The 26,170-nt window shown below is 61.7% G+C and carries 23 protein-coding genes and 1 tRNA gene; all 24 read right to left on the bottom strand.

Going from position 1 to position 26,170, the window contains the following annotated elements; genetic code table 11:
* Positions 1 to 11: 11 nt before the first annotated feature.
* The 24 genes from HDE77_RS05765 to HDE77_RS05650 all read right to left on the bottom strand — a co-directional run bounded on the left by HDE77_RS05765 (position 12) and on the right by HDE77_RS05650 (position 26,163).
* Positions 12 to 1,181: a poly(R)-hydroxyalkanoic acid synthase subunit PhaE gene (locus HDE77_RS05765; RefSeq protein WP_255482560.1), complete on the bottom strand. Its 1,170-nt coding sequence runs from the start codon at positions 1,179 to 1,181 to the stop codon at positions 12 to 14.
* 166 nt (positions 1,182 to 1,347) lie between these two features.
* Positions 1,348 to 3,453, bottom strand: coding sequence for a polyribonucleotide nucleotidyltransferase (gene pnp, locus HDE77_RS05760; RefSeq protein WP_184416203.1), 2,106 nt, complete (start codon positions 3,451 to 3,453; stop codon positions 1,348 to 1,350).
* 25 nt (positions 3,454 to 3,478) lie between these two features.
* Positions 3,479 to 3,748: a 30S ribosomal protein S15 gene (gene rpsO, locus HDE77_RS05755; RefSeq protein ID WP_077518183.1), complete on the bottom strand. Its 270-nt coding sequence runs from the start codon at positions 3,746 to 3,748 to the stop codon at positions 3,479 to 3,481.
* 162 nt (positions 3,749 to 3,910) lie between these two features.
* Positions 3,911 to 4,837 (bottom strand): tRNA pseudouridine(55) synthase TruB, encoded by a 927-nt coding sequence (gene truB / locus HDE77_RS05750; RefSeq protein ID WP_184416202.1) that lies wholly within the window; start codon positions 4,835 to 4,837, stop codon positions 3,911 to 3,913.
* Between the two features lie 28 nt (positions 4,838 to 4,865).
* Complete coding sequence (rbfA, locus tag HDE77_RS05745; RefSeq protein WP_184416201.1) at positions 4,866 to 5,273, bottom strand: 30S ribosome-binding factor RbfA; 408 nt, start codon at positions 5,271 to 5,273, stop codon at positions 4,866 to 4,868.
* A gap of 98 nt (positions 5,274 to 5,371) precedes the next feature.
* Positions 5,372 to 8,218, bottom strand: a complete 2,847-nt coding sequence (gene infB / locus HDE77_RS05740) for a translation initiation factor IF-2 (RefSeq protein WP_184416200.1) — start codon at positions 8,216 to 8,218, stop codon at positions 5,372 to 5,374.
* A 134-nt stretch (positions 8,219 to 8,352) separates the two neighbouring features.
* Positions 8,353 to 9,858, bottom strand: a complete 1,506-nt coding sequence (gene nusA / locus HDE77_RS05735; protein ID WP_184416199.1) for a transcription termination factor NusA — start codon at positions 9,856 to 9,858, stop codon at positions 8,353 to 8,355.
* Positions 9,859 to 9,906: 48 nt separating this feature from the next.
* Positions 9,907 to 10,470 carry a ribosome maturation factor RimP gene (gene rimP, locus HDE77_RS05730; protein WP_184416198.1) on the bottom strand — a complete coding sequence of 188 codons (564 nt, stop codon included), beginning with the start codon at positions 10,468 to 10,470 and terminating at the stop codon, positions 9,907 to 9,909.
* 199 nt (positions 10,471 to 10,669) lie between these two features.
* Positions 10,670 to 10,746, bottom strand: a tRNA-Met gene (locus tag HDE77_RS05725).
* 111 nt (positions 10,747 to 10,857) lie between these two features.
* Positions 10,858 to 12,312: an NADH-quinone oxidoreductase subunit NuoN gene (nuoN, locus tag HDE77_RS05720; protein WP_184416197.1), complete on the bottom strand. Its 1,455-nt coding sequence runs from the start codon at positions 12,310 to 12,312 to the stop codon at positions 10,858 to 10,860.
* Between the two features lie 12 nt (positions 12,313 to 12,324).
* Complete coding sequence (locus HDE77_RS05715; protein ID WP_184416196.1) at positions 12,325 to 13,833, bottom strand: NADH-quinone oxidoreductase subunit M; 1,509 nt, start codon at positions 13,831 to 13,833, stop codon at positions 12,325 to 12,327.
* A gap of 15 nt (positions 13,834 to 13,848) precedes the next feature.
* Complete coding sequence (gene nuoL, locus HDE77_RS05710) at positions 13,849 to 15,912, bottom strand: NADH-quinone oxidoreductase subunit L (protein WP_184416195.1); 2,064 nt, start codon at positions 15,910 to 15,912, stop codon at positions 13,849 to 13,851.
* 4 nt (positions 15,913 to 15,916) lie between these two features.
* Complete coding sequence (gene nuoK / locus HDE77_RS05705) at positions 15,917 to 16,222, bottom strand: NADH-quinone oxidoreductase subunit NuoK (RefSeq protein ID WP_158755285.1); 306 nt, start codon at positions 16,220 to 16,222, stop codon at positions 15,917 to 15,919.
* Positions 16,219 to 16,869 carry an NADH-quinone oxidoreductase subunit J gene (locus HDE77_RS05700; protein ID WP_184416194.1) on the bottom strand — a complete coding sequence of 217 codons (651 nt, stop codon included), beginning with the start codon at positions 16,867 to 16,869 and terminating at the stop codon, positions 16,219 to 16,221. The genes nuoK and HDE77_RS05700 overlap by 4 nt, the downstream gene beginning before the upstream one ends.
* Before the next feature lie 7 nt (positions 16,870 to 16,876).
* Positions 16,877 to 17,368 (bottom strand): NADH-quinone oxidoreductase subunit NuoI, encoded by a 492-nt coding sequence (gene nuoI / locus HDE77_RS05695; RefSeq protein ID WP_184416193.1) that lies wholly within the window; start codon positions 17,366 to 17,368, stop codon positions 16,877 to 16,879.
* A gap of 8 nt (positions 17,369 to 17,376) precedes the next feature.
* Positions 17,377 to 18,429: an NADH-quinone oxidoreductase subunit NuoH gene (gene nuoH / locus HDE77_RS05690; protein ID WP_184416192.1), complete on the bottom strand. Its 1,053-nt coding sequence runs from the start codon at positions 18,427 to 18,429 to the stop codon at positions 17,377 to 17,379.
* A gap of 5 nt (positions 18,430 to 18,434) precedes the next feature.
* Positions 18,435 to 20,762 carry an NADH-quinone oxidoreductase subunit NuoG gene (nuoG, locus tag HDE77_RS05685; RefSeq protein ID WP_184416191.1) on the bottom strand — a complete coding sequence of 776 codons (2,328 nt, stop codon included), beginning with the start codon at positions 20,760 to 20,762 and terminating at the stop codon, positions 18,435 to 18,437.
* The gene (gene nuoF / locus HDE77_RS05680) at positions 20,759 to 22,084 is read right to left on the bottom strand and encodes an NADH-quinone oxidoreductase subunit NuoF (protein WP_184416190.1); all 1,326 of its coding nucleotides are present in this window, start codon (positions 22,082 to 22,084) and stop codon (positions 20,759 to 20,761) included. Before nuoF ends, nuoG begins: the two co-directional genes overlap by 4 nt.
* A gap of 2 nt (positions 22,085 to 22,086) precedes the next feature.
* Positions 22,087 to 22,614, bottom strand: a complete 528-nt coding sequence (gene nuoE / locus HDE77_RS05675) for an NADH-quinone oxidoreductase subunit NuoE (RefSeq protein WP_184416189.1) — start codon at positions 22,612 to 22,614, stop codon at positions 22,087 to 22,089.
* A 19-nt stretch (positions 22,615 to 22,633) separates the two neighbouring features.
* Entirely contained in the window at positions 22,634 to 23,887 is a 1,254-nt protein-coding gene (locus HDE77_RS05670) for an NADH-quinone oxidoreductase subunit D (protein ID WP_184416188.1), read from the bottom strand.
* Positions 23,888 to 23,889: 2 nt separating this feature from the next.
* Positions 23,890 to 24,618: an NADH-quinone oxidoreductase subunit C gene (locus tag HDE77_RS05665; RefSeq protein WP_184416187.1), complete on the bottom strand. Its 729-nt coding sequence runs from the start codon at positions 24,616 to 24,618 to the stop codon at positions 23,890 to 23,892.
* A 9-nt stretch (positions 24,619 to 24,627) separates the two neighbouring features.
* Positions 24,628 to 25,185, bottom strand: a complete 558-nt coding sequence (locus HDE77_RS05660) for an NADH-quinone oxidoreductase subunit B (RefSeq protein ID WP_184416186.1) — start codon at positions 25,183 to 25,185, stop codon at positions 24,628 to 24,630.
* Positions 25,176 to 25,532, bottom strand: coding sequence for an NADH-quinone oxidoreductase subunit A (gene ndhC, locus HDE77_RS05655; protein ID WP_184416185.1), 357 nt, complete (start codon positions 25,530 to 25,532; stop codon positions 25,176 to 25,178). The genes HDE77_RS05660 and ndhC overlap by 10 nt, the downstream gene beginning before the upstream one ends.
* A 277-nt stretch (positions 25,533 to 25,809) precedes the next feature.
* On the bottom strand, positions 25,810 to 26,163 hold the full coding sequence (locus HDE77_RS05650; RefSeq protein ID WP_184416184.1) for a PilZ domain-containing protein: 354 nt from the start codon (positions 26,161 to 26,163) through the stop codon (positions 25,810 to 25,812).
* Between the last annotated feature and the right edge of the window lie 7 nt (positions 26,164 to 26,170).

The following is a 26,170-nucleotide window of genomic DNA, read 5'->3' as shown; positions in this document are numbered from 1 at the left end:
ACGACGTCTCCTTACTTGCGCTTGCGCGAGCTGGCGTGCGTAACGGGCTTGCTGCGCGACCTGGATGCCGTAGCGCTGCTCTTCGCGATGACTTTCTTGGCGATGACTTTCTTGGCGATGACTTTCTTGGCGATGACTTTCTTGGCTGCGACTTTCTTCACGACAGGCTTCTTGGCAATGACCTTACGCGCCGCCGCCACCGGTGCTTTTGCAACGGACTTCTTTACGGCTGAACGCATTGATTTTTCCGCGGCCTTTTCGCCACCAACTTTCACACCATCGGTTGCCGGCGCATGGCTGGCGGCAAGCTGATGTTTGAGTGCAGCCATCTCGCGCCGCAATGCCTGCAATCGTTCACCGAGACTCGAAACCTCACTGCGCGTCGGCACACCCAGCTGCTGACAGAGCTGTTCGGTCTGCTGCAGCTGCAGCTGGCGCACGCGCATCTGCGTATTGACCATCTCGCCGTAGACTTCGCGGAATTCCTCCGACAGCGCGATCTCGGCATACGCCTCTTCGGCAGAGTCGATCCACAGGTCGTACAGGGCCTTGAGCGATTCGATCTGGCGACCGGGCTCGGCATGCTGCGCGAGCTTGTCCTGCAGGCGCTCCATGCCTTGCGAATTGGCGCGCTGGATCAGGGCCTGATAGCGTGCGGATGCCTGCAGCGACTCCATGATCGCCGCGCTCAGAGCCTGCTGCTGCATCTGCTGCTCGCGATTCAGGCCGAACGCGGGTGTCGGCCCGAGTACCTGCGCACGGGCACCCGACATGTCACCGAAACCGGGCTGTTGTGCAGCCTGCATCCAGGACTGCCACTGCCGGGCAAAACCTTCCGCACCGGCGCTGTCGATACCGCCGAACGCCTGCGCAAAAGGTTGGCTGGCACCACCGAACAGCTGTTGCAGCTGCTGGCGCCAATCTCCGGAAAAACCCGTCGTACCACCAGCGGCCGCGCCGCTCGCGGCAGCGCCCTGCATCCAGTCGAAATATCCCTTGAGGCCAGCCAAGGTGCGCTCGAGCGTGTCGTTGCCGGCGGCCGGTGTTGTCGGCGGCGTGAAAAACGGATTCGCCGCAGGCGGCTGTTGCTGCTGCAACTGCCGAGTCCAGGCGTCCCAGGACTGTTGTGCCAGGGCCTGGTAGTTCCTGATGAAATCATCCCTGATGAAATCGTCGGCCATCGGTGCATCCTCGTGCAAGGTTCTCTTCATCCTAGCAAAAGCATGTTGCGTGAATACACCAGCAGTAGAACATTCGCATCAACGCGCCTGCGAAACCGTCAACGGCGCCAGAACGCACAAGGCCCGGTATGAGCCGGGCCTTGTGGAATCACACTGACGCCAAAACTCAGGCGTTCGCGTTTTCGTCTTCCAGGACTGCCTTCATGGACAGGCGGATGCGGCCCTGCTTGTCAACTTCGAGCACCTTGACCTTGACGATATCGCCTTCCTTGAGCTTGTCGGAGACTTTCTCGACGCGCTCACTGGAGATCTGCGACACGTGCACCAGGCCGTCCTTGCCCGGCATGATGGTCACGAATGCGCCAAAGTCCATCAGCTTGGCAACCTTGCCTTCGTAGATGCGGCCCGGCTCGACGTCGGAAACGATCTGCTCGATGCGCTTCTTCGCCGCGTCGCCCGCTTCGCGGTTGACCGAGGCGATGATCACGGTGCCGTCGTCGTTGATGTCGATCGTTGCACCGGTCTCTTCGGTGATCGAACGGATGGTCGCGCCACCCTTGCCGATCACTTCACGGATCTTGTCCGGGTGGATCTTGATGGTGATCAGGCGCGGAGCGTACTCGCTCATTTCCGTACGTGCAGTGGTGAGCGCCTTGCTCATCTCGCCGAGGATGTGCAGACGACCGCGCTTGGCCTGCTCCAGCGCCACCTTCATGATCTCTTCGGTGATGCCGTCGATCTTGATGTCCATCTGCAGCGCGGAGATACCGTCGGCGCTACCGGCCACCTTGAAATCCATGTCGCCGAGATGATCTTCGTCGCCCAGGATGTCGGACAGCACGACGAAGTCGCCGCCTTCCTTGACCAGACCCATCGCAATACCAGCCACCGGCGCCTTGAGCGGCACGCCTGCGTCCATCATCGCGAGCGAGGAACCGCACACCGAGGCCATCGACGAGGAACCGTTCGACTCGGTGATTTCCGAGACGACGCGCACCACGTACGGGAACTCTTCGATGCTCGGCTTCACGGCCTGCACGCCGCGCTTGGCGAGGCGGCCGTGGCCGATTTCGCGACGCTTCGGCGCACCGAAACGACCCGCTTCGCCGACCGAGAACGGAGGGAAGTTGTAATGGAACAGGAACGGATCCTTCGACTCGCCTTCCGGCGCATCGATGATCTGTGCATCACGCGTGGTGCCGAGCGTGACAACGACCAGTGCCTGCGTCTCGCCGCGGGTGAACAGCGCCGAACCATGGGTACGGGGCAGCACACCAACGCGCACGTTGATCGCGCGGACGTCATCGAGCTGACGGCCGTCGATACGCACCTTGGTCTTCAGCACGCTGTCGCGCATGGTGTGATATTCGAGCTCGCCGAATTCCTTCGACAGCTCGGCGGGGTGCCAGGCATTCGATTCAGCCTGCGCCTTCAGCTCACCCAGCACGTCAGCCTTGATCGCGGAAATCGCGTCGCGGCGCTGCAGCTTGTCGCGAACCTGGAACGCTTCGTCCAGCTTGTTGCCGACGGCGCCCTTGATGGCGGCAACCAGCGACTCGTTACGGGCCGGCGGCTGCCAGTCCCATGACGGCTTGGCGGCTTCGGCGGCCAGCTCGGCGATCGCACGGATCGCGATCTGCATCTGCTGGTGGCCGAACATCACCGCACCCAGCATGACGTCTTCGGACAGCAGCTTGGCTTCGGATTCCACCATCAGCACGGCACCGGTGGTACCGGCGACGACCAGGTCCAGCTCGGAGGTCTTCAGCTCGGTGTGCGACGGGTTCAGCAGGTACTGACCATTCGCGTAACCAACGCGGGCGGCGCCGATCGGACCCTTGAACGGGATACCGGCCAGGCTCAGCGCAGCGGAGGCGCCGAGCAGCGCGACGATGTCGCCATCAACCTCGGGGTTGAGCGATACGACCTGCGCGATGACCTGCACTTCGTTCTTGAAGTCTTCCGGGAACAGCGGACGCACCGGACGATCGATCAGACGCGAAGTCAGCGTCTCCTTCTCGGTCGGACGGCCTTCACGCTTGAAGAATCCACCCGGGATGCGCCCGGCGGAGTAGAACTTTTCAACGTAATCGACGGTGAGCGGGAAGAAATCCTGCCCTTCCTTTTGCTTGGTCGCAGCCACAGCGGTGACGAGCACCACGGTGCCGCCCATGCTGGCCATGACCGCACCGGACGCCTGGCGGGCAATTTCGCCCGTCTCCAGTGTGACTTCGTGACTACCGTACTGGAATGACTTGGTTACTTTTGCCACGTTGTTCTACTCCTCGTCCGGTGAATTAACGGCGCAGGCCGAGGCGTTCGATCAGGGTCTGATAGCGCGCAAGATCGCGATCCTTCAGATAGCTGAGCAGACGCTTGCGCTGGTTGACCAGCTTCAGCAGGCCACGGCGGGAATGGTGATCCTGCTTGTGCTCTTTGAAATGGCCGGTGAGATGGTCGATGCGGGCGGACAGCAACGCCACCTGGACTTCCGACGAGCCGGTATCGTTCGGCACGCGGCCGAAATCAGCAATGATCTTGCCGGTTTGTTCTGCAGTGAGGGACATGGGTATCTCTTCCTTAAAAGGCGATGCGAAGCTTGCGCAACGTCACCGCGATGACGTTGCGCAAGCTTCGCTTAGATGAATGAATGCGTTGAAATAACCTGTCTATTCTACTGATGCAGGTGGTGTTTCAACAAGTGCGAAGCGCTTCACAGGTGCAAATAGTCAGTCTGGCGGCAGGTTAAAGCCGCGCAGAATGCGCGTACGTCCCTCGACATCGACTTCAAGCAGGGCCAACAGCGCTCCGTCGCTGGCAAACGCGGCGCAGCGACCGGCGGGCGGTGACGGGACCAGCTGGATCGGTTGCCCCCGGGAAATGGCCATGGTCTGCGCCTCATCGAGCTGAACAGCCGGCAGTTCGCACAAACCGGCCGATACCGGCAGCAGCCAGGCCAACAGCGCCTCGTCGCCTTGTTCAGCCGCTTGTTGCAGCTCGTCCAGCGTCACCATACGCGGCTCGCGGAACGGCTCGACCCACAATCGACGCAAGGCGGTCAGATGCGCGCCGCAGCCCAGATCCTCGCCCAGATCCACCGCCAGGGACCGCACATAGGTGCCGGAGCCGCATTCCACGTGCAGTCGCAGCGTGTCGCCGTCGCGCGATAACAGGTCGAGCCGGTGCACATCCACCTCACGCGGCGGCACATCGACGATTTCGCCACGCCGCGCCTTGGCATACAGCCGCTCGCCATCTACCTTCAGGGCCGAATACATCGGCGGCACCTGAAAGATACGGCCGCGCAACTTGGCCAGCGCCGCTTCAATGCGGGCGTCGTCCAGCGGCGGCACGTCGCGCTGCTGCACGATGTCGCCTTCAGAATCGGCGCTGTCGGTGGTGATGCCGAGCCGGCAGTCAGCGACATATGCCTTGCGCGCGCCCAGCAGGCTGCCGGCCAGCTTGGTCGCCTCGCCAAAACACAATGGCAACAGGCCGGTCGCCAATGGGTCGAGTGCGCCCGTATGGCCACCCTTGGCCGCACGCAGCAGCCGCCGCACGGTTTGCAGCGCCTGGTTGGAACTCAGACCAATTGGCTTATCGAGCAGCACGATGCCGTGCAGATCGCGATAGTGAATACTCGGGGGCTTACTCATCGATTCAGCGGCACCGGACGTCGAAGATTCAATCCTGCTTGTCGCCAGACCCGTCGTCCGCGGACTTGTCGGCGCGCGGCAACAAATCACGCGCCTGGTCGCGCAACAGCGACTCGATCCGCTCGCCCTTGTCGACCGAATCGTCGTACTTGAACTTCAATTCGGGCACCCGTCGCATACGCATGCCGCTGTGCGCCAGCGAATGACGGATTTCGTGACCCATCTCATTGAGTGCCTTTACCGTCGGCAGGCCCTGTTCGGGCAGCATGGCGGTCACCCACACGGTGGCCCAGTCCAGATCGCGGGTAATTTCCACGTCGGACACACTGACTGACGGCAGCCCGTGATCGCGCACAGCCGCATGCACCAGCATGCCCAGTTCGCGGCGCAACTCGGCACCGATGCGGTCGGTACGTTTGAAATCACGGGATGGCATAAGAAAACTCCTTTAAAAGAACGAGGGACGAGGGACGAGTAGTGAGGGCGTCGCAGTGGATATCTGCGCCCTCGCTACTCGCCCCTCGCCCCTGCTTGTTACAGCGTGCGTGCCACTTCGGTGCGTTCGAAGCACTCGATCTGGTCGCCCGGCTTGACGTCGTTGTACTGCTTGACCGCGATACCGCATTCCATGCCGTTGCGGACTTCGTCCACCAGCTCCTTGAAGCGGCGCAGCGATTCCAGTTCGCCTTCGAAGATCACCACGTTGTCGCGCAGCACGCGGATCGGCTTGCTGCGCTTGACGGAACCCTCGGTGACCATGCAACCGGCCACGGCACCGAACTTGGAGCTGCGGAACACATCGCGGACCTGCGCCGTACCGATGATTTCCTCGCGCACTTCCATGCCGAGCAAACCGGTGGCCGCCTGGGTCACCTGATCGATCACGTCATAGATGATCGAGAAGTAACGGACGTCCAGGCCGGACGTCTCGATCACCTTGCGAGCCGACGCATCGGCGCGCACGTTGAAGCCGATGATCAGCGCCTTCGAGGCCGCCGCCAGTGTGGCGTCGGATTCGTTGATGCCGCCCACGCCGGACGAAACCACGTTGACCCTGACCCGTTCGTTGCCGATCTGGGTCAGCGACTCGCGCAGTGCCTCGACCGAACCCTGTACATCGCCCTTGACGAGGATGTTGAGGGTCTGCTGTTCGACGCCCTGACCCATCTTCGCGATGATGTCTTCGAGCCGGTTGCTCTTGCTGACCATGCGCGTCTCGCGGCGCTTGAGCTCACGCTCCTGTGCCACTTCGCGGGCCAGCCGCTCATCTTCGACACAGACGAAGTCGTCGCCGGTTTCCGGCACGCCGGACAGACCCAGCACCTGCACCGGAATCGACGGGCCGGCTTCCAGCACCTGCTTGCCGGTTTCGTCGATCAGCGCACGCATGCGACCGTATTCGATGCCGCAGACGATGAAATCGCCCTTCTTCAAGGTGCCCTGCTGCACCAGCACGGTCGCCACCGGGCCACGGCCACGATCCAGGCTGGATTCGATCACCACGCCAGAGGCGCGGCCATCGGCAACGGCCTTGAGCTCCATCACTTCGGCCTGGATCGAGATCGCCTCAAGCAGATCCTCGATGCCGGCGCCGGTCTTGGCCGATACCGGGATGAACTGGACGTCGCCGCCCCAGTCTTCCGGCACCACTTCGTACTGCACCAGACCCTGCTTGACGTTGTCGGGATTGGCGCCGTCCTTGTCCATCTTGTTGACCGCGACGATCATCGGCACCTTGGCGGCACGCGCATGCTTCACCGCTTCAATGGTCTGCGGCATGACGCCGTCATCGGCAGCCACCACCAGCACCACGATGTCGGTCGACTGCGCGCCACGGGCACGCATCGAGGTGAACGCGGCATGGCCCGGGGTATCCAGGAAGGTGATCACGCCACGCGACGTCTGCACGTGATACGCACCGATGTGCTGGGTGATGCCGCCTGCTTCGCCGGATGCGACCTTGGTGGTACGGATGTAATCGAGCAGCGAGGTCTTGCCGTGATCGACGTGACCCATGATCGTCACTACCGGCGGACGCGTGGTCTTCTCGCCCTCCAGCTCGACGTTCTGGGTGTGCGCTGCCAGCGCTTCCTCGGCGTTGTTCTGGCTGTCGGCTACCGGTGTATGGCCGAGCTCTTCCACGACCAGCACGGCCGTATCGTGGTCGATGCTCTGGTTGATGGTCGCCATGACGCCCATCTTGAACAGCGCCTTGACTACCTCGGAACCCTTGACCGCCATCTTCTGCGCCAGCTCGGCGACGATATTGGTGTCGCCGACGACAACTTCACGCACCACAGGTGCTGTGGGACGGGAGAAGCCGTGCGGACCTGACGGCGCATTGCTGCTATTGCCGCGCGACATATCACGACCGCCGCTACGACCGGGCTTGCCGCGCTTGTTGCTGGACGAAGATCGGCGGGCCCGGTCGGCCTCGCTCAGATGCATCTGGCCGCCGGCAAAACGCTTGCCGCCGTCGCGCTCTTCCTTGCCACTGCCAGGCGTTTCACTGCGCTCGCGGGCATGCTTGGGTTTGTTGCGATTGGCATCGGTTGAGGGTGCCGCCGCAGCCGCACCGTTGGCGCTGGCCGCTGCCGGCCGGACCACAGGTGCCACCGGGGCAACCACCGCCACGGGCGCAGGTGCAGGCGGCGCCGGTACCGGCTTCACCAGCTTTTCGCGTTTGCGCGGCTCATGAATGCGCGGCAGGATCATGCCCAGATCGCGCTGATCCATCCGTTGGACCGCCTGCACGTCGTCGACAACATCCGGCGCCACGGCACTGACCACCGGTTCCGGCGCCGCCTCGGGCTCGGCGCTGTCCTTCACCGATTCAGCGGCTGTAGCCGCAGCGGCGGCGAGGTGCTGTGCCTTCTCGTGCGCCCGCTGCTGCTCATCCAGGGCGCGCTGCTGCGCTTCTTCCTGACGGCGCTGCTCGGCTTCGAGCTGTTCCTGTTCTTCCTGCTCGCGCTGCTGCTGGGATGCCTGCAGCTTGCGCACGGCATCTTCGCGCTCGACGTCGACGCTGGCTTCCTCAGCGATCACGCTGCGCTTGACGTAGGTTCGCTTGGCGCGCACTTCGACGTTGACCGTCTTGGCTGAACCAGCTGTCCCGCGGGCACCCGGCGTCGCCACTTTCAGCTCGCCGACGGTCCGTCGCTTGAGCGTGATCTGACGTGGCGCGCTGTCATCGGCTTCCGCAATGGCTTCATTCTTTCCATGCGTGCGACGCAGGAATCCCAGCAGCTTCACCTTTTCGGTGCTGCTGATGATTTGCTCCTGATCGGAGAATTTCATGCCTGCCTCGCCAAGCTGCGTCAGCAGCTTGTCGACCGGCATACCCAGTACCTGGGCTAGTTGTTTGATCGTGACGTCCGACATCGTTTTGTTGCTCCGCCGTTCCCGCGCTTATCATCTGTGCGGCATTATCTGCGCCGCCACCTCCATCCATGGTGAAAGACTCCAGGGAGCCTTTCCCGGCGCACCCATCCAGGGTGCTGCCTCCCGCCCCGCGGTTAGCCGCCTTTCTCCAGCCGCGCGATCATCGGCGCACGAGCGGCCATGATCAGTGCTGCAGCGCGTTCTTCGTTCATGCCTTCGATATCGATCAGGTCATCTACCGCCAGATCCGCCAGATCATCGACCGTGCTCACTTCGCGGGCAGCCAGTGCATAGGCCGTCGCTTCGTCCATGCCTTCCAGCGCCAGCAGCTCGTCGGACGGCTGATGTTCGTCGACGCCCTCCTCCACGGCCAGTGCCTCGGTCAGCAACGCGTCGCGTGCACGGGCGCGCAGCTCCTCGACGATATCTTCGTCGAAACCCTCCACCGCAAGCAGCTCGGCGCTGGGCACATAGGCGATTTCCTCGACGCTGGAGAAGCCTTCCTGAACCAGGATAACGGCAATCTCCTGATCCACTTCGAGCTTCTCCATGAACAGCTGGCGCGCGGCCTCCTGCTCGGACTCACTCTTGGCGGTGACCTGGTCCTGGGTCATCACGTTGAGCTGCCAGCCGGTGAGCTTGCTCGCCAGACGCACGTTCTGGCCACCGCGGCCGATGGCCTGGGACAACTTGTCCTCGGCCACCGCGATATCCATCGAATGCTTTTCCTCGTCCATGATGATGGACTGCACTTCCGCCGGCGCCATCGCATTGATGACGTACTGCGCCTGGTTTTCGTGCCACAGGATGATGTCGACGCGCTCGCCGTTCAGATCATTGGAGACGGCCTGCACGCGCGAACCGCGCATGCCGATGCAGGCACCGATCGGATCGGTGCGGCTGTCGTGCGCGAGCACGGCGATCTTTGCGCGATCGCCCGGGTCGCGGGCACAGCCCTTGATCTCGACCAGGCCCTGGCCGACTTCCGGCACCTCGAGCTTGAACAGCTCGATCATGAATTCCGGTGCGGCACGTGACACGAACAGCTGTGGACCGCGCGCTTCGGACTTCACTTCGTAAAGATAGCCACGCACGCGATCACCAACGCGGGCCGATTCGCGAGGAATCGTCTTGTCGCGGGGAATGAACGCCTCGGCATTGCTGCCCAGGTCGAGGTAGATATTGCCGCGCTCGACGCGCTTGACGATGCCGGTCACCAGCTCACCGACGCGATCAGCGAAGGCATCGACTACCTGCTGGCGTTCGGCCTCGCGCACGCGCTGCACGATCACCTGTTTGGCGGCCTGCGCGGCAATGCGTCCGAATTCGGCGTTCTCGACCTGCTGCTCGACATATTCGCCAACTTCGGCGTCCGCGCGCTCATCCAGCGCATCCATCAGGCGCAGCTGGTAAGACGGCGATTCCATCTCGCCATCATCGGCAATGACTTCCCAGCGACGGAACGTCTCGTACTCGCCGGTATCCTGGTTGATGGATACGCGAATGTCAGGCTCCTCTTCCGGGTAGCGCTTTTTCGCAGCCGAAGCCAACGCAGCTTCCATCGCTTCGAAAATGACTTCGCGCGGCACGCCCTTTTCATTGGCGACCGCATCAACGACCAGCAAAAGCTCTTTGCTCATTGCAGCAACTCCATAGACGCCAGTGACGTCCTATCGCTCAAGATTGATTTATTTCGTGGCCTTGGGGGCCGCTGTCTTGCCACCGCGCTTGGGCTGCGGGGCATAACCCAGTGCAACCCAGTCCGGCACCACACGCGCACTTTCCACCAGCGCATGCTCGAATTCGAATGTCTTGCCTTCGGCTTCCAGCGTAATCCGCTCGCCTTCCACCATTAGTACTTTGCCGCGCAGGCGACGACGTCCTTCCAACGGCGCCTTCAGCAGCAATTTCACTTCCTGCCCGCTGACTTTCGCGAAATGCGCGGCCGTGAACAGCGGTCGATCGAGGCCGGGCGATGAAACCTCCAGCACGTAATGGCCGGGAATCGGATCCTCGACATCGAGCAGCGCGGACAACTCGCGGCTGGCCGTTTCGCAATCCTCGACGCCGACTTCGCGACGTACGCCGTCTTCGTCCTGCGCGCTCTTATCGGCCCCGTCCTTGTCAAGCAAGTCCAGGTAAACCCGCAGGGTACTCTGCCCGTGCGACGGGGTGAACTCCACGCCAAGGCATTCCAGGCCCAGATCGGCCAAGACCCCGGTGAAGCGTTGTGTCAGTGCGTATGTATCCATGGGCTCGTTCTCCCAGACCACTCTTTATCCGAGCGGCAGAAACAAAAAATGGGCTCCAACGGCCCATTTCCTTATCTCGCCGATGTCCCTCCTCGTGTAGCTCCTTCCAACGCGGGATTGCCGGAGCAACCACTCGCGACGCATCCGTGCGCCCAACAAAAAAGCCTCACGAGGAGGCTTTCTTGCACCAAGAAAGATCTGGTAGCGGGGGCAGGATTCGAACCTGCGACCTTCGGGTTATGAGCCCGACGAGCTGCCAGACTGCTCCACCCCGCATCAGAGTCCGAAGAGTCTAACGGGGTGGCCAGTTTCTTGCAAGCCTCAACGTCAACTATTCAACAATTAATCACTACGCAGTGTCATATCACCACTGCCGTACACAAGACATCAAAGACCGAACGCGTGCCTGCACCAGGCAAACAACGGACCCCAGTACAAACCCAGCACCAGCAGCGACAGTGCATTCAACGAAAGCACCACGCGCAATGGCACATCAGGCTTGGACTGCAACACGCTGCCTTCGGCCGGCTTGTCGAAGTACATCACCTTGATGACATACAGGTAGTAATACAGGCCGATGATTGCAAACACGATACCAACGATGCCAAGCCACATCATGTGCGAATGGATCGCGGCCTCCAGCACCAGCGCCTTGGCCCAGAAACCGAACAGCGGTGGCACGCCGGCCAGCGACAACATAATCAGCAGCATCAGGAACGCCATCCACGGCGACTTCTGATTGAGTCCCTTAAGGTCGGCGATCTCTTCGCATTCAAAACCCGCACGCGCCAGCGCCAGGATCACACCGAACGCGGCCACACTCATCACTGCATAACTGAGCGCGTAGAACATTGCCGCGGCATAACCTTCCGGCCCGGCGGCGGCCAGACCCAGCAGCAGGTAACCCATGTGCGAGATGGTCGAATAGGCCAGCATGCGCTTGAGGTTGGTCTGCACGATGGCAACCAGGTTGCCGATCGCCAGCGACAGTACGGCCAGCACCGCCAGCATCAGTTGCCAATGCTGCGACAGGTCGCCCATGCCCGAACTGAGCAGACGGTAAGCCATGCCGAACGCGGCCAGCTTCGAGCCCGACGCAATGAACGTGGTGACCGGAGTCGGCGCGCCCTGATAGACGTCCGGAATCCACATGTGGAACGGCGCGGCACCGAGCTTGAAACCGATGCCGACGATCATGAAGATCAGCCCGAACAGCAGCAGGTTCGGCGCCGTGGTGTACGCCATCACGTGGTGCAATTGCGCCAGATCCAGACTTGGTGTGCCGCCCATGCCGGAGGCGCCATAAACCATCGACATACCGTACAACAGCATGCCCGAGGCCAGTGCGCCCAACACGAAGTACTTGATCGCGGCCTCGGATGGCAATTTCGAATCGCGGTTCAACGCCACCAGCGCATACGAGGACAGCGACATCAGCTCCAGCCCCAGGTACAGGGTGACGAAGTTGCCTGCCGAAACGAGCAGCATCACGCCGAGTACAGCGAAGATCAGCAGCGTGTAGAACTCGCCAATGAACAGTTTGCGATCGATCAGATACGGTCGGGCGTAGACACATATCATCGCGGTGGTACCCAGCGCGAAGACCTTGAGTATCTCGGACACCTGATCGCGCACAAACATGCCGCCGAACGCCGTCACGCTTTGCTCAGGCTGACCAGCAATCACCAGATAGATAGTTACCAGCAACACGGCGATCGCAAGCCAGTGCAGCAGCGGTCGCTGCGCGGGCTTCATGAAGGCGTCCAGCAACAACAGCAGGCACGCCGCCGCCACCAGATAGAACTCTGGCAGCAGGATCAGGATGTCATTCAGGGTGGGCATGTTGGATCCCGATCAAATCTTGTGGATGGCGAGCTGCTGCACCAGCTGCGACACCGAGGTGCCCATCAGGTGAACCAGCGGCTGCGGCCAGACGCCGAGCGCGAGTACCGCCGCGGCGAACGCGGCCAGCACGAACGTCTCGCGGCCGTTGATTTCCTTCATCTCGGCCACGTGCGGATTGGTGATGTCGCCCCACAGCACGCGCTTGACGAGCCACAGCGTGTATCCCGCGCCGATAACCAGGGTGAATGCGGCAAACAGCGCGATCCACGGGCTCGCACTGAAGCTGGCCAGGATCACCATGAACTCGCCGACAAACCCGCTGGTGCCCGGCAGACCACAATTGGCCATGGCAAACAGCACATAGAAGAAGCCGAACCACGGCATCACGTTGATGACGCCGCCGTAATCCTTGATCTGGCGTGTGTGCAAGCGGTCGTACATGACGCCGATGCAGGTAAACATCGCGCCCGAGACGAAGCCGTGCGAAATCATCTGCACCATCGCGCCCTGCATGCCCAGCAGCGCCATGTCGCCATAACCCGGCTGACGCACCAGCATGAACGCGATGAAGATGCCCAGCGTGACGAAGCCCATGTGGGCTACCGAGGAATACGCGACCAGCTTCTTCATGTCCTCCTGTACGAGCGCGACATAGCCGATATAGACGATCGCGATCAGGCTCAACAAGATCACCAGCCACGCGTAATGCGCACCCGCGTCAGGCGTGATCGGCAGGATGAAGCGCAGGATTCCGTACGTGCCGACTTTCAGCATCACCGCCGCCAGCACCACCGAGCCGCCCGTCGGCGCCTCCACGTGGGCATCCGGCAACCACGTGTGCACCGGCACCATCGGCACCTTGATGGCAAACGCGATCAGGAACGCGAAGAAGATCCAGGTTTGCTCCTGCATCGTCAGCGGCAACGCCGCCAGCGTGGCCATGTCGAACGTGTGCGCCTGCTGATACAGATACAGCAGCGCGATCAACATGAAGACCGAGCCGAAGAATGTGTAGATGAAGAACTTCAGCGTCGCATACACGCGACGCGGGCCACCCCAGATGCCGATCAGGATGAACATCGGAATCAGGATCGCCTCGAACAACGCGTAGAACAGCAGCGCATCCGTGGCGCAGAACACGCCGATCAGCAAGCCTTCAAGAATCAGCATCGCGGCCATGTACTGGTGCGGCTTGTCCTGGATGACTTGCCATGCACCGACGATCACCAGGATGCCGACGAAGGTGCTCATCAGGATCAGCGCCACCGAAATGCCGTCGACCGCCAGGCTGTAGTGGACGCCCCATGAGGCTATCCACAGATAGCTTTCATTGAGCTGCATGCCGCCCGCATCGGGGTGGTATTGCACCAGTAGAAACAGGCTGACGACGAAGGTCAGCACGGCCACCAGCAGTGACAGCCAGCGTGCCAGGTTGGGCCGGCTGGCGCCGGCAAGCAGCACCGGAATGCCGCCGGCGATGGGGAGCCAGATCAGCAGGCTGAGCAAGTGATTGAACATGTGTGCTTGCTTCCCTTATTGCCCGACGAGGCCGGAACCGACCAGCCCGGAACCAAACAGCCAGTACCCACCGAGCAGCAGGATCAGGCCAAGAATCATCGCGAATGCGTAGTGATAGAGATAACCCGATTGCAGACGACGCATCAGGGCGGCGATGCGGTGAACCATGCTCACCGAACCGTTCACCATGGTGTCGTCGATAACCGCCGTGTCACCCGCCTTCCAGAACAGCCGACCAAGCATGACCCCGCCACGCGCAAACACCGCAAAGTAGACATCGTCGACCCAGTACTTGCGGTCAAGAATCGTCCAGAACGGCTTCAGCGCGGACTTGATCTTGCCGGCCATCGCCGGATTGAACAGGTAGATATAAGTGGTAATCGCGAACGCGAGGGCAACCAGCCCAAACGGCAACTGCCCGAACCCTTTCAACGCCATCGTCAGCGAACCGTCGAACTCGTGCCCCAGTTCGGCCAGCACGTTGTTCGCCTCATTCACATGGATCGCGCTGCCGAACCAGTTGCCGAACAGCATCGGCCCGACCGTGACATAGCCGACCAGCAGCGACGGAATCGCCAGCAGCACCAGCGGCAGCGTCACCACCCACGGCGATTCCTTCGGCGCATGATCCAGCACGCCCGGCTCATGATGATCATGGTCGTCATGATGCTCGTTGTGATGCACGTGCTCGTGGTGCTCGAGAACCGTGAAGCGCTCCTTGCCATGGAACGTCAGGTACATCTGGCGGAACGTGTACAACCCGGTCACCAGCGCGCCGGCCATCACGCAGAAATACGCGTAGCCCGCACCCCAGCGGTGCGACAGGCCGACTGCCTCGATGATCGAATCCTTCGAGTAGAAACCTGCAAAGAACGGCACGCCGCACAGTGCCAGCGAACCGATCCACATCGTGATCCAGGTGATCGGCATGTATTTTCGCAGGCCGCCCATGTAGCGCATGTCCTGCTCGTGATGCATCGCGATGATCACCGAGCCGGCACCGAGGAACAGCAGCGCCTTGAAGAACGCATGGGTCATCAGGTGATACACCGCACCGCTATACGCGGACACGCCCAGCGCGACTGTCATGTAACCGAGCTGCGACAGCGTCGAATACGCGATCACCCGCTTGATGTCGTTCTGCACGATGCCGATCAGGCCAGTGAACAGCGCCGTGGTGGCACCGATGACCAGCACGAAGCTGAGAGCACCCTCCGACAGCTCGAACAGCGGCGACATGCGCGCCACCATGAAGATGCCGGCAGTCACCATCGTGGCCGCGTGGATCAGCGCGGAGATCGGCGTCGGACCTTCCATCGAGTCCGGCAACCACACATGTAGCGGCACTTGCGCGGACTTGCCCATCGCACCGATGAACAACAGGATGCAGATCACCGTTGCCGCATCCCAATGCGTGTTCGCCGTGATCTGCAGCGTCTTGCCGACCAGGCTGGGAGCTGCTCCGAACGCCGTGGCGTAATCGAACGTGCCCAGGAAATACAGGACCGCCGCGATGCCGAGCAGGAAGCCGAAGTCGCCCACGCGGTTGATCAGGAACGCCTTCAGGCTGGCGAAAATCGCCGTCGGCCGCTTGTACCAGAAGCCAATCAGCAGGTACGACACCAGGCCCACACCTTCCCAGCCGAAGAACAGCTGCATGAAGTTGTTGCTCATGACCAGCATGAACATCGAGAACGTGAACAGCGAGATGTAGCTGAAGAAGCGCTGATAGCCGTCGTCGTCAGCCATGTAGCCAATCGTGTAAACGTGCACCAGCAGCGATACGAAGCTCACCACCACTAGCATCATCGCGGTCAACCGGTCGACCAGGAAGCCGACGCTGGCATTGAAGTGACCGATCTGGAACCAGGTGTAGATGTTCTGGTTGTACTCGGCAGCCCCGCCGTAGGTGAGCTGGTAAAGCACATAGAACGACAGTGCGCAGGACAGCGCGACACCGAGGATAGTGACGGTATGCGAGCCGGCGCGACCGATGAACCGGCCAAGGAACCCGGCCAGCACACAGCCGACCAGCGGGGCCAGCGCGATGATCAGCAGAATGGATGTCGAAAGCTGCATCGGGTCAACCCTTCATACTGTCGATGTCGGCGATATTGATGGTGCTGCGATTGCGGAACAGCAGCACCAGGATCGCCAGGCCGATGGCGGCTTCCGCCGCGGCCACGGTAAGGATGAAGAACACGAACACCTGCCCTGACACGTCGCCGAGAAAACGCGAGAACGCCACGAAGTTCGTATTCACCGCCAGCAGCATCAGCTCGATCGACATCAACAGCACGATGACGTTCTTGCGATTGATGAACAGGCCGGCGACGGCAATGCAGAACAGCACGGCGCCGAGCACGATGTAGTGCGAGAGCGTGATCATGGTTTGGACTCCTGCGGCGTGGCCGGCGATTCCCCTGCGGGGCGCTCGCTGGCCATCTTCACGATACGGATGCGATCACGCGGATTGACCGCGACCTGCTGACTGGCCGATTCGTGGCGCATATCACCGCGTTGGCGCAAGGTCAGCGCCACCGCCGCCACCACACCCACGGTGAGGATCAGCGCAGCGATCTCGAACGGCAGCAGGTATTGCGTGTAGAGCGCACGGCCCAGCCACGCGGTGTTGGACATGCCGGCGACGGTCGCCGGATTGGCGCCCATGATCTGCACATGCATCGCCCGCACGCCGATCAAGCCGAGCATCTCCGCAAGCATCGCCAGCGCCACGATCAAGCCGACCGGAAGGAACTTCACGAAGCCCTCGCGCATCTTTTCCTGGTCGATGTCTAGCATCATCACCACGAACAGGAACAGCACCATCACGGCGCCCACATAGACCACGATCAGCGCCAGCGCGAGAAACTCCGCTTCAGCGAGCATCCACAGGCAGGCCGTACTGAAGAAAGTGAGCACCAGCGCCAGCACCGCATGCACGGTGTTGCGCAAGGTGATCACCGACAATGCGGCGGCCACGGTGACGAAGCTGAAAGCGTAGAAGCAGATGAGTTGGAACAGTTGGGGATTCATCTTGGCCTCAGCGGTACGCTGCGTCTTGTGCACGATCGGCGGCGATCTGGTGTTCAAAGCGATCGCCGATGGCGAGCAACTTCGTCTTGTCCACAATGTTTTCGCCGCGATGCTCGAAGTGGTATTCGTGGATGCTGGTCTCGACGATCGAATCGACCGGGCAGCTCTCTTCGCAGAAGCCGCAGAAGATGCACTTGAACAGATCGATGTCGTAGCGCGTGGTGCGGCGCTGGCCGTCGCTTTCGCGGGGCGCCGAATCGATCGTGATCGCCAGTGCCGGGCACACCGCTTCGCACAGCTTGCAGGCGATGCAGCGCTCTTCACCGTTCGCATAGCGACGCAGCGCATGCAGACCGCGGAAACGGTTCGACTTGGGGATGTGCTCCATCGGATAGCGCACGGTGTACTTCGGCTTGAACATGTAACCGAGCGTCAGTCCCATGCCCTGGAACAGCTCGATCAGCAGCAGACTCTTGAAATAAGCGGATATGCGATTCATTGGATTCTTTATGCCCCCATGCCCACGCCGACCCAGCCGTAGTACTTCATGCAGCCGGCGACCAGCACCCAGACGATGGCGATCGGGATAAGCACCTTCCAGCCGAGCCGCATGATCTGGTCATAGCGATAGCGCGGAAAGGTAGCGCGGAACCACAGGAACATGAACGCGAAAAGGAAGGCCTTGATGAACAGCCAGATGAAGCCGCCTGTCCAGATCCAGTTGACCCACGGCGACACGTCGGCGGTGATCACGCCCTGCAGCGGGCTGAGCCAGCCGCCCATGAACAGGATCGAGGCGAGGAAGCTGATCAGGATCATGTTGGCGTATTCGGCCAGGAAAAAGATCGCAAACGCCGAGCCGGAATATTCCACATGGAAGCCCGCGACGATTTCCGACTCGCCCTCGGCCACGTCGAACGGCGCGCGATTCGTCTCGGCCACGCCGGAGATGAAATAGATCACGAACACCGGCAGCAGTGGCAGCCAATACCAGTTGAACAGTCCCTTGTGGCCAGCCTGCGCGTTGACGATGTCGGTGAGGTTCAAGCTGCCGGCGAGCACCAGCACGCAGACCAGGCACAGACCCATCGCCAGCTCATAGGAAATCACCTGCGCGGCCGAACGCATCGCACCGAGCAGCGCATAACGAGAGTTGGACGCCCAGCCGGCGAGGATGATGCCGTAGACACCCAGCGACGTCATCGCCAGCAGATACAGCACGCCCGCGTTCGCGTTCGACAGCACCATCTTGCTGCTGAACGGAACCACCGCCCACGCCGCCAGTGCCGGAATCAGCGCCAGCAACGGCGCCAGGTAGTACAGGAACTTGTTCGCATTGGTCGGCAGGATCACTTCCTTGATCAGCAGCTTGACCACGTCCGCGAACGCCTGCAGCAAACCGAACGGTCCGATCTTGTTCGGTCCCAGGCGCACATGCATCCAGCCGATGACCTTGCGCTCCCAGTACACGAACATCGCCACGGCAATGATCAGCGGCACCGTGATGCACAGGATGAAGATGATCGGCCACAGGAGCTGTTGGATAAGTTGATCAACCATGATGCTTATGCCTTGCTCAAGTTGATGGCTGCGCCATACGGCGGCAGCGTGGCGGTGAGATCCTGGGCAGCTTCGATCCATGCCGTACCATCCGGCACGGCCCGGTCGATCACCAGCGGCAATACCACATCGCCGACAAGCACTTCGCCGTTCTCGGACAAGCCCAGTCGCTTCGCTTCTTCTGCATTGAGGCGGACCGCCGGTGCGCGATTCAACGGATGCGCGTTCAGTGCCGTAGCACGACGAAGCACGGCGTCGCCGCGATAGATCGGCCAGGTAGCCAGACGAGTCAGACCGCTGACAGACGGGCGCGTGGTCAGTCCGTTGCGCAGTGGCACTGCATGCTTGCTGATGCCATCGCGCAAGCCAGCGAGGTCGTCGAATTCGAAACCGGCCAGCTGCAATGCACCGCCCAGCGCACGCAGCACGCGCCAGCCCGGGCGGGCCTGACCGGGCGCCTTCGCACCGGCAGTCACGCCCTGCGCCAGGCCATCGACGTTGACCAGGGTGGCATCGATCTCCGGCAGCAGCGCGATCGGCAGCAGCACGTCCGCCACTTCGCGCAATGCCGGACTCGCGTAGGCGCTGAACGCGATGACCTGCTCTGCCGCACGCAATGCCTTCAGCGCCGCGGCGCCATCGGCGAAATCGTGCGGCGGCTCGACGCCGTACAACACATAACCCTTGCGCGACTGCGTCAGCATCGCCTGCGCGTCCAGCCCGCCGTTACCCGGTACCACGCCAAGCGCGGCCAGACCCATCGCGTTCGCGCCGACCGGCAATTCGTTGTAGCCAGCACCGGTAGCCTTGGCGATGAAATGGGCGATCGTACGCAGCCACGAAGCCTGCGGATGGGTCACCGCTGCCTCGCCGAGTATCACCACGGCCTTGCCCGACTTCAGCGCAGCAATCGCGTCGTCATCGCCTTGATCGCTTTGCGCACCATTGATGGCATCGCCCAAGGCAACCGGCGCGTCAGCACCCGCTGTCACGGCGGCCTTGGCCAGCGACAGCAGCGCATCCACCAGTGCCTGCGGCGCGACGATCGCCTCGCCTGCAAGCTTGTAATTGAAATCGAAATGCGCCGGGTTGACGGTATAGACCTTGGCGCCCTTCTTCACCGCTTGATGCAGGCGATGGTTCAACAGCGGCATCTCGTGCCGCAGGTCGGAACCCACCAGCAGTGCTGTCCTGACCTGGCTGACTTCGGACACCGGCAGCGCGAACGGCTGCGCCACGGCGTTGTCGGCAAAATCGAGCTGACGCAGACGATGATCGATGTGAGCGCTGCCCAGTCCGCGGGCAAGCCGCATCAGCAGGTCAGCTTCCTCGTTCGAGGTGGCGGGATGCACCAGCAGGCCCAGATCATTGCCCGGCGCCTTTTTCAGTGCCTCACCGGCAAACTGCAACGCATCTTCCCAGGTCGTTACCTGCCACTGGCCATTGCGCTTCACTTCCGGCGCACTCAGACGATCGGCGGCGTACAGGCCCTGATGGCTGTAGCGATCGCGATCGGACAACCAGCATTCGTTGATCGCTTCGTTGTCGCGCGGCACGGTGCGCAGCACTTCGCCGCGGCGGGTGTGCAGCCACAGGTTGGAACCCAGCGCATCGTGGTAACCGATCGACGGTTTGGCGATCAGTTCCCAGGCGCGCGCCTGGAACTGGAAAGGCTTGTTGGTCAGCGCACCGACCGGACAGACGTCGACAATGTTGCCCGACAGCTCGGTCTCGATCGTCTTGCCGATGTAGGTGCCGATCTGCAGATTCTCGCCGCGACCCATGCCGCCCAGTTCATAGGTGCCGGCAATCTCGCTGGTGAAACGCACGCAGCGGGTGCACTGGATGCAGCGGGTCATCTCGGTGGCAACCAGCGGACCGATATTCTCGTCGGCGATGACACGCTTGCGCTCGTTGTAGCGCGATACGCTGCGACCGTAACCGAGCGCGACGTCCTGCAATTCGCACTCGCCGCCCTGATCGCAGATCGGACAATCGAGCGGATGGTTGATCAGCAGGAACTCCATCACGTCGCGCTGGAATTTCAGCGCCTTGTCCGAACGTGTGGTCACCTTCATGCCTTCCGCCACCGGCGTGGCGCAGGCTGGCTGCGGCTTGGGCATCAGCTTGCCGCCCATCTCCACATCGACCAGGCACATGCGGCAGTTCGCGGCGATCGGCAGTTTGCGGTGGTAGCAGAAACGCGGAATCGCGACGCCAAGCGCATCGGCTGCCTCGATGATCATGGCGCCCTTGCGGATCTGCGTGGGCTTGCCATCGACCTCGATATTCAGCAGGTCGGGGGCCACGTTGTTGACGGGCTGCGCGCTCATGCAGCAACTCCACGGTTAGCTTCGGCAAGCCGGTCTTCGGTCATCGACCGACCATGCTGCACGTAATATTCAAACTCATCCCAGTAGCGCGCCAGGAAACCCTGTACCGGCCACGCAGCGGCCTCACCGAACGCACAGATGGTGTGCCCCTCGATCTGGCCCGCAACCGCCTTGAGGCGATGCAGATCGTCCTGTGTGCCCTGCCCTTCGACGATGCGCGTGAGCACCCGGTACATCCAGCCGGTGCCTTCGCGGCACGGCGTGCACTGACCGCACGACTCAGCGAAGTAGAAGCGCGAGATGCGATGGCAGACCTTGACCATACAGGTGGTTTCGTCCATCACCACCACAGCACCCGAACCAAGACCGGAGCCCGCCTTCTGCAGACAGTCGTAGTCCATCGTGCTTTCCATCATCACGTCGGCCGGCAGCACCTTCATCGAGGAACCACCGGGGATCACGGCCTTGAGCTTGTGACCGTTGCGCACCCCTCCGGCCATCTCCAGCAGATCCTTGAACGAGGTGCCCAGACGGATCTCGAAGTTGCCTGGATTGTTGACGTGACCGGAGACCGAGAAAATCTTCGGGCCGCCATTATTCGGCTTGCCAAGGTTGAGGAACCAGTCGGCGCCGTTGCGCAGGATCGCCGGTACCGAGGCATAGGTCTCGGTGTTGTTGATCGTGGTCGGCTTGCCGTACAGGCCAAAGTTGGCCGGGAAAGGCGGCTTGAAGCGCGGCTGGCCCTTCTTGCCTTCCAGCGACTCCATCAGCGCCGTCTCTTCACCACAGATGTAGGCACCCGCGCCAAGAGCGGTATAGATGTCCACGTCCAGCCCGGTGCCCTGGATATTCTTGCCGAGCAGGCCGGCAGCGTACGCTTCCTTCAGCGCCTCTTCGAGATGCTCGTACGGCTCGTGGTGAAACTCGCCGCGCAAATAGTTGTAGGCCACCGTGGAACCGGTGCAGTAGCACGCGATCGCCATGCCCTCGATCACCGAGTGCGGGTTGTAGCGCAGGATGTCGCGATCCTTCGCCGTGCCCGGCTCGGACTCGTCCGAGTTGCACAGGATGTACTTCTGCATCGTGCCTTTCGGCATGAACGACCACTTCAGGCCGGTCGGGAAACCCGCACCGCCACGGCCGCGCAGGCTGCTTTTCTTGACTTCCTCGATCAGCGACGCCGGATCGGGCTTCTCGGCGAGGATCTTTTTCCACGCCTTGTAGCCATCGACCTGGAGATAGCTGTCCAATGCCCACGGCTTGTCAAAATGCAGCGTGGTGTAGACGACTTGATGTTCCTGGGGTGCGGGTCCGACGGCCATGATTATTCCAACCCGTCCAGAATTTCGTCGAGCTTCTCGGGCGTGAGATGCTCGTGGTAGTGCCCATTGACGGTCATCGCCGGCGCATACACGCAGGCAGCGATGCATTCTTCTTCGCGCTTCAGATACACGCGGCCGTCCGGCGTGCTCTCGCCGGTCTTGATGCCGAGCTTCTTCTCGCAATGGCGCACCAGGTCATCGGCGCCGTTGAGCCAGCACGAGATGTTGGTGCAGATCGCCACGTTGTTGCGGCCGACCGGCTTGGTCTCCAGCATCGAGTAGAAACTGGCCACCTCGTAAGCCCACACCGCAGGCAGGTCGAGATATTTCGCGACCGCCGTGATCAGCTCATCGGTGAGGAAACCCTGGTTCTGCTCCTGTGCTGCGAACAGCGCCTGGATCACCGCCGAGCGCTTGCGGTCGGGCGGAAACTTGGCGACCCATTCGTCGATGTGATGACGGGTGTGGTCGTTGAGAACGGCAAGCGGATCGATGTTCCTGACCTGCTCGAAATGTCCGGTGGCTTTCATGTGTGCTCTTCCTCCGGGCTCAGCGATCGACTTCGCCGAACACGAGGTCATAGGTACCGATCATGGCGACCACGTCGGCGAGCATGTGGCCGCGCACGATGGTGTCCATGGACGACAGATGGGCAAAACCCGGCGCACGCAGGTGCACACGGAACGGCTTGTTCGCACCGTCGGAAACCAGGAAGCAACCGAACTCGCCCTTTGGCGCCTCGACCGCGGCATAGGTTTCGCCGGCCGGCACGCAGTAGCCTTCGGTGAACAATTTGAAGTGATGGATCAACGCTTCCATGTCCTCCTTCATCTCGACCCGTGACGGCGGTGCGACCTTGAAGTTTTTCAGCATCACCGGACCGGGATTCGCCTTCAGCCACTTCACGCACTGCTGGATGATCCGGTTCGACTGGCGCATCTCTTCCACGCGACACAGGTAACGGTCGTAGCAGTCGCCGCCGACGCCAACCGGAATGTCGAAATCCATCTCGGCGTATTTCGCGTACGGCTGCTTCTTGCGCAGATCCCACTCGACGCCGGAGCCGCGCAGCATCACGCCGGTCATGCCCCACTGCTGGGCAAGCTCCGGACTGATCACGCCGATACCGACGGTGCGCTGTTTCCAGATGCGGTTGTTGGTGAGTAGGTCCTCGTACTCGTCCACCTTGCTCGGGAAATCAGCAGTGAACGCTTCCAGGTAATCCAGCATCGAACCTTCGCGCCAGCTGTTGATGCGCTTCAGGTCCTTGCCCTTGTGCCACGGCGACTCGCGATACTGCGACATGTGGTCCGGCAGATCGCGATAGACGCCGCCGGGACGGTAATACGTCGCGTGCATGCGCGCGCCGGACACTGCCTCATAGACGTCCATCAGCTCTTCGCGTTCGCGGAAGGCGTACAGGAATACCGCCATCGCACCAAGATCGAGCGCGTTCGAACCGATCCACATCAAGTGGTTCAGGATGCGCGTGATCTCGTCGAACATGGTGCGGATGTACTGCGCACGCTCCGGCGCCTCGATTCCCAGCAGGGTCTCGATCGCCTTTACGTAGGCGTGTTCGTTGCACATCATCGAGACGTAATCGAGCCGGTCCATGTAACCGATCGACTGATTGAACGGCTTGGACTCGGCCAGCTTCTCGGTGCCACGATGCAGCAGGCCCACATGCGGATCGGCGCGAACGATGGTCTCGCCGTCCATCTCCATGATCAGGCGCAGCACGCCGTGCGCGGCCGGATGCTGGGGGCCGAAGTTCATCGTGTAGTTGCGAATTTCCTGCATGCTCAATTCTCCCGCCAGTGATCGGCGGCTTCGGCCTTGGCCTGCATCAGATCGGCATCGTCGCGGATGGTGCGCGGCACCAGGATGCGCGGCTCGATCGATACGGGTTCGTAGATCACCCGCTTTTGCTCGGGGTCGTAACGCACCTCGACGTTGCCGATCAGCGGGAAGTCCTTGCGGAATGGATGGCCGACAAAACCGTAGTCGGTGAGGATGCGACGCAGATCCGGGTGACCATCGAAGATGATGCCGTACAGATCGAATGTCTCGCGCTCGAACCAGTTCACGCCCGGCCATACCAGAGTCAGCGAGGGCACCACCGGCAGCGTGTCGTCTTCACAGAAAACGCGCAGGCGCAGGCGATGGTTGTGCTCGATCGACAGCAGATGAACTACCGAGGCGAACCGGCGGGGCTCGTTGTTGCCACGCGGGCGTCCGGCCCAGTCGAAACGGCCCATGGCCTGGCCTTCAACGCCGCGCGAGAAGCCATCACCGCCAGCGGTGTTGGTTTCCCATTCGGTCTGGCCATAGCCGAGATAATCGACACCGCACAGGTCGATGAGCTCGCCGAAGCGAAAGGCCGGCTCGTCGCGCAGCGCCGTGGCCACCGCGATCAGATCGGCGGCAGCCAGCTCGGCGACGGTTTCGTTACGAACCGTGCTGACGCTGAGTGTCTCGCCAAATCGCGCGGCAAGGAGCTCGGCCAGCGAGGTCGCAGGTGTATCAGACATATCAGAGCCTCACGAACGCGCGATGGTGCTGGTGCGGCGGATTTTCTTCTGCAACTGCAAGATGCCGTGGATCAGTGCTTCGGCCGTCGGTGGGCAGCCCGGCACGTAGATGTCCACCGGCACGATGCGGTCGCAGCCGCGCACCACGGAATAGGAATAGTGGTAATAACCACCGCCGTTCGCGCAGCTGCCCATCGAGATGACCCACTTCGGCTCGGGCATCTGGTCATAGACCTTGCGCAGCGCCGGGGCCATCTTGTTGACCAGGGTACCGGCCACGATCATGACGTCGGACTGACGCGGGCTGGGACGGAAGATCACGCCGTAGCGGTCAAGATCCAGTCGCGCCGCGCCAGCATGCATCATCTCTACCGCGCAGCAGGCCAGACCGAAGGTCATCGGCCACATCGAGCCGGTGCGCGCCCAGTTCATCAGTGCGTCGACACTGGTTGTGGCAAAGCCGCGCTGCACGATCGGGTTGTCGCCGGCCGGCCGCAGGATATCGTCGACCAGGTTCAGCGGCTGCGGGTTATGCATCACCCGGTCAAGTGAGGAGATCACTCCCATTCCAGTGCTCCCTTCTTCCACACGTAGGCGAAACCGATAATCAGCAGCAGCAGGAACAGCGCCATTTCGATCAGCGCGACGATGCCGATCTGCTGGAACACCACCGCCCACGGAAACAGGAAGGCGATTTCCAGATCGAAAATGATGAAAAGAATGGCTAGCAGGTAATAGCGCACGTCGAAACGCATGCGGGCATCTTCGAATGCCTCGAAGCCGCACTCGTAGGGTGCGAGCTTTTCCGCCCCGGGCCGGCTAGGCCCCGCCAGCAGACCGACGGCCAGCAGCACCAGGCCAAGGCCGGTAGCAACGCCGATGAACAACAGAACAGGCCAGTATTCGGCAAGCACGATGCAACGTACCTCCGCGCCAACAGGCGCATCAGTGACCGCGGGGACGAATCCAGTAACTCACGGTCCGGCGACTTCGGTTCGGCAGGCCGAAAGGCCCTGGCTACTCAGCCACGCCTGCGGGCGTTGAAGCCGCGAGCGTCCGATGTTTCGCGAGATGGGTTCGCGAATCTCGCCATTGTATCAGCGGGCATGGGTACAACGACAAGCCTTGACGGCCGTCAACATGCAGCGCACGTCACCTCGACGACATGACGATGCCCATATGGTCCTGCCGTCACATCGTATGGGTCGAACGCTCGGACGTAAGCGTGCCGGCAAGGATGTTCTCGATGCGGCTGCGGGCCGCCTCGGCATCGCCCGATTCATTGAAGTGGATGCCAATACCTGCGGCGCGGTTGCCTTGCGCACCCAGCGGACTGATCCAGACCACTTTGCCGACCACCGACAGCCGTTCAGTCTCTTCGGCCAGGGTCACCAGCAGCACCACTTCGTCACCCAGCGAATAATGCTGGGCGGTTGGTGCAAACAGCCCGCCATGCTTGAGGAACGGCATGTACGCGTTGTACAGCGACGCCGCATCCTTGATTTTCAGTGAAATGATGCCCTGTCGGGCAGTCACGGATTTCATGCTTGGC

Origin of the sequence: Rhodanobacter sp. MP7CTX1 (genome assembly GCF_014205795.1) — a bacterium.
Lineage (GTDB): Bacteria > Pseudomonadota > Gammaproteobacteria > Xanthomonadales > Rhodanobacteraceae > Rhodanobacter.
This window is presented reverse-complemented; position numbering and strand designations above follow the sequence as displayed.

Bases quoted from the DNA above. Each gene is read 5' to 3' on its own strand.
- HDE77_RS05765 (WP_255482560.1), bottom strand. From the start codon at position 1,181: ATGGCCGACGATTTCATCAGGGATGATTTCATCAGGAACTACCAGGCC.
- rpsO (WP_077518183.1), bottom strand. From the start codon at position 3,748: ATGTCCCTCACTGCAGAACAAACCGGCAAGATCATTGCTGATTTCGGC.
- truB (WP_184416202.1), bottom strand. From the start codon at position 4,837: ATGAGTAAGCCCCCGAGTATTCACTATCGCGATCTGCACGGCATCGTG.
- rbfA (WP_184416201.1), bottom strand. From the start codon at position 5,273: ATGCCATCCCGTGATTTCAAACGTACCGACCGCATCGGTGCCGAGTTG.
- infB (WP_184416200.1), bottom strand. From the start codon at position 8,218: ATGTCGGACGTCACGATCAAACAACTAGCCCAGGTACTGGGTATGCCG.
- nusA (WP_184416199.1), bottom strand. From the start codon at position 9,858: ATGAGCAAAGAGCTTTTGCTGGTCGTTGATGCGGTCGCCAATGAAAAG.
- rimP (WP_184416198.1), bottom strand. From the start codon at position 10,470: ATGGATACATACGCACTGACACAACGCTTCACCGGGGTCTTGGCCGAT.
- nuoN (WP_184416197.1), bottom strand. From the start codon at position 12,312: ATGCCCACCCTGAATGACATCCTGATCCTGCTGCCAGAGTTCTATCTG.
- HDE77_RS05715 (WP_184416196.1), bottom strand. From the start codon at position 13,833: ATGTTCAATCACTTGCTCAGCCTGCTGATCTGGCTCCCCATCGCCGGC.
- nuoL (WP_184416195.1), bottom strand. From the start codon at position 15,912: ATGCAGCTTTCGACATCCATTCTGCTGATCATCGCGCTGGCCCCGCTG.
- nuoK (WP_158755285.1), bottom strand. From the start codon at position 16,222: ATGATCACGCTCTCGCACTACATCGTGCTCGGCGCCGTGCTGTTCTGC.
- HDE77_RS05700 (WP_184416194.1), bottom strand. From the start codon at position 16,869: ATGAATCCCCAACTGTTCCAACTCATCTGCTTCTACGCTTTCAGCTTC.
- nuoI (WP_184416193.1), bottom strand. From the start codon at position 17,368: ATGAATCGCATATCCGCTTATTTCAAGAGTCTGCTGCTGATCGAGCTG.
- nuoH (WP_184416192.1), bottom strand. From the start codon at position 18,429: ATGGTTGATCAACTTATCCAACAGCTCCTGTGGCCGATCATCTTCATC.
- nuoG (WP_184416191.1), bottom strand. From the start codon at position 20,762: ATGAGCGCGCAGCCCGTCAACAACGTGGCCCCCGACCTGCTGAATATC.
- nuoF (WP_184416190.1), bottom strand. From the start codon at position 22,084: ATGGCCGTCGGACCCGCACCCCAGGAACATCAAGTCGTCTACACCACG.
- nuoE (WP_184416189.1), bottom strand. From the start codon at position 22,614: ATGAAAGCCACCGGACATTTCGAGCAGGTCAGGAACATCGATCCGCTT.
- HDE77_RS05670 (WP_184416188.1), bottom strand. From the start codon at position 23,887: ATGCAGGAAATTCGCAACTACACGATGAACTTCGGCCCCCAGCATCCG.
- HDE77_RS05665 (WP_184416187.1), bottom strand. From the start codon at position 24,618: ATGTCTGATACACCTGCGACCTCGCTGGCCGAGCTCCTTGCCGCGCGA.
- HDE77_RS05660 (WP_184416186.1), bottom strand. From the start codon at position 25,185: ATGGGAGTGATCTCCTCACTTGACCGGGTGATGCATAACCCGCAGCCG.
- HDE77_RS05650 (WP_184416184.1), bottom strand. From the start codon at position 26,163: ATGAAATCCGTGACTGCCCGACAGGGCATCATTTCACTGAAAATCAAG.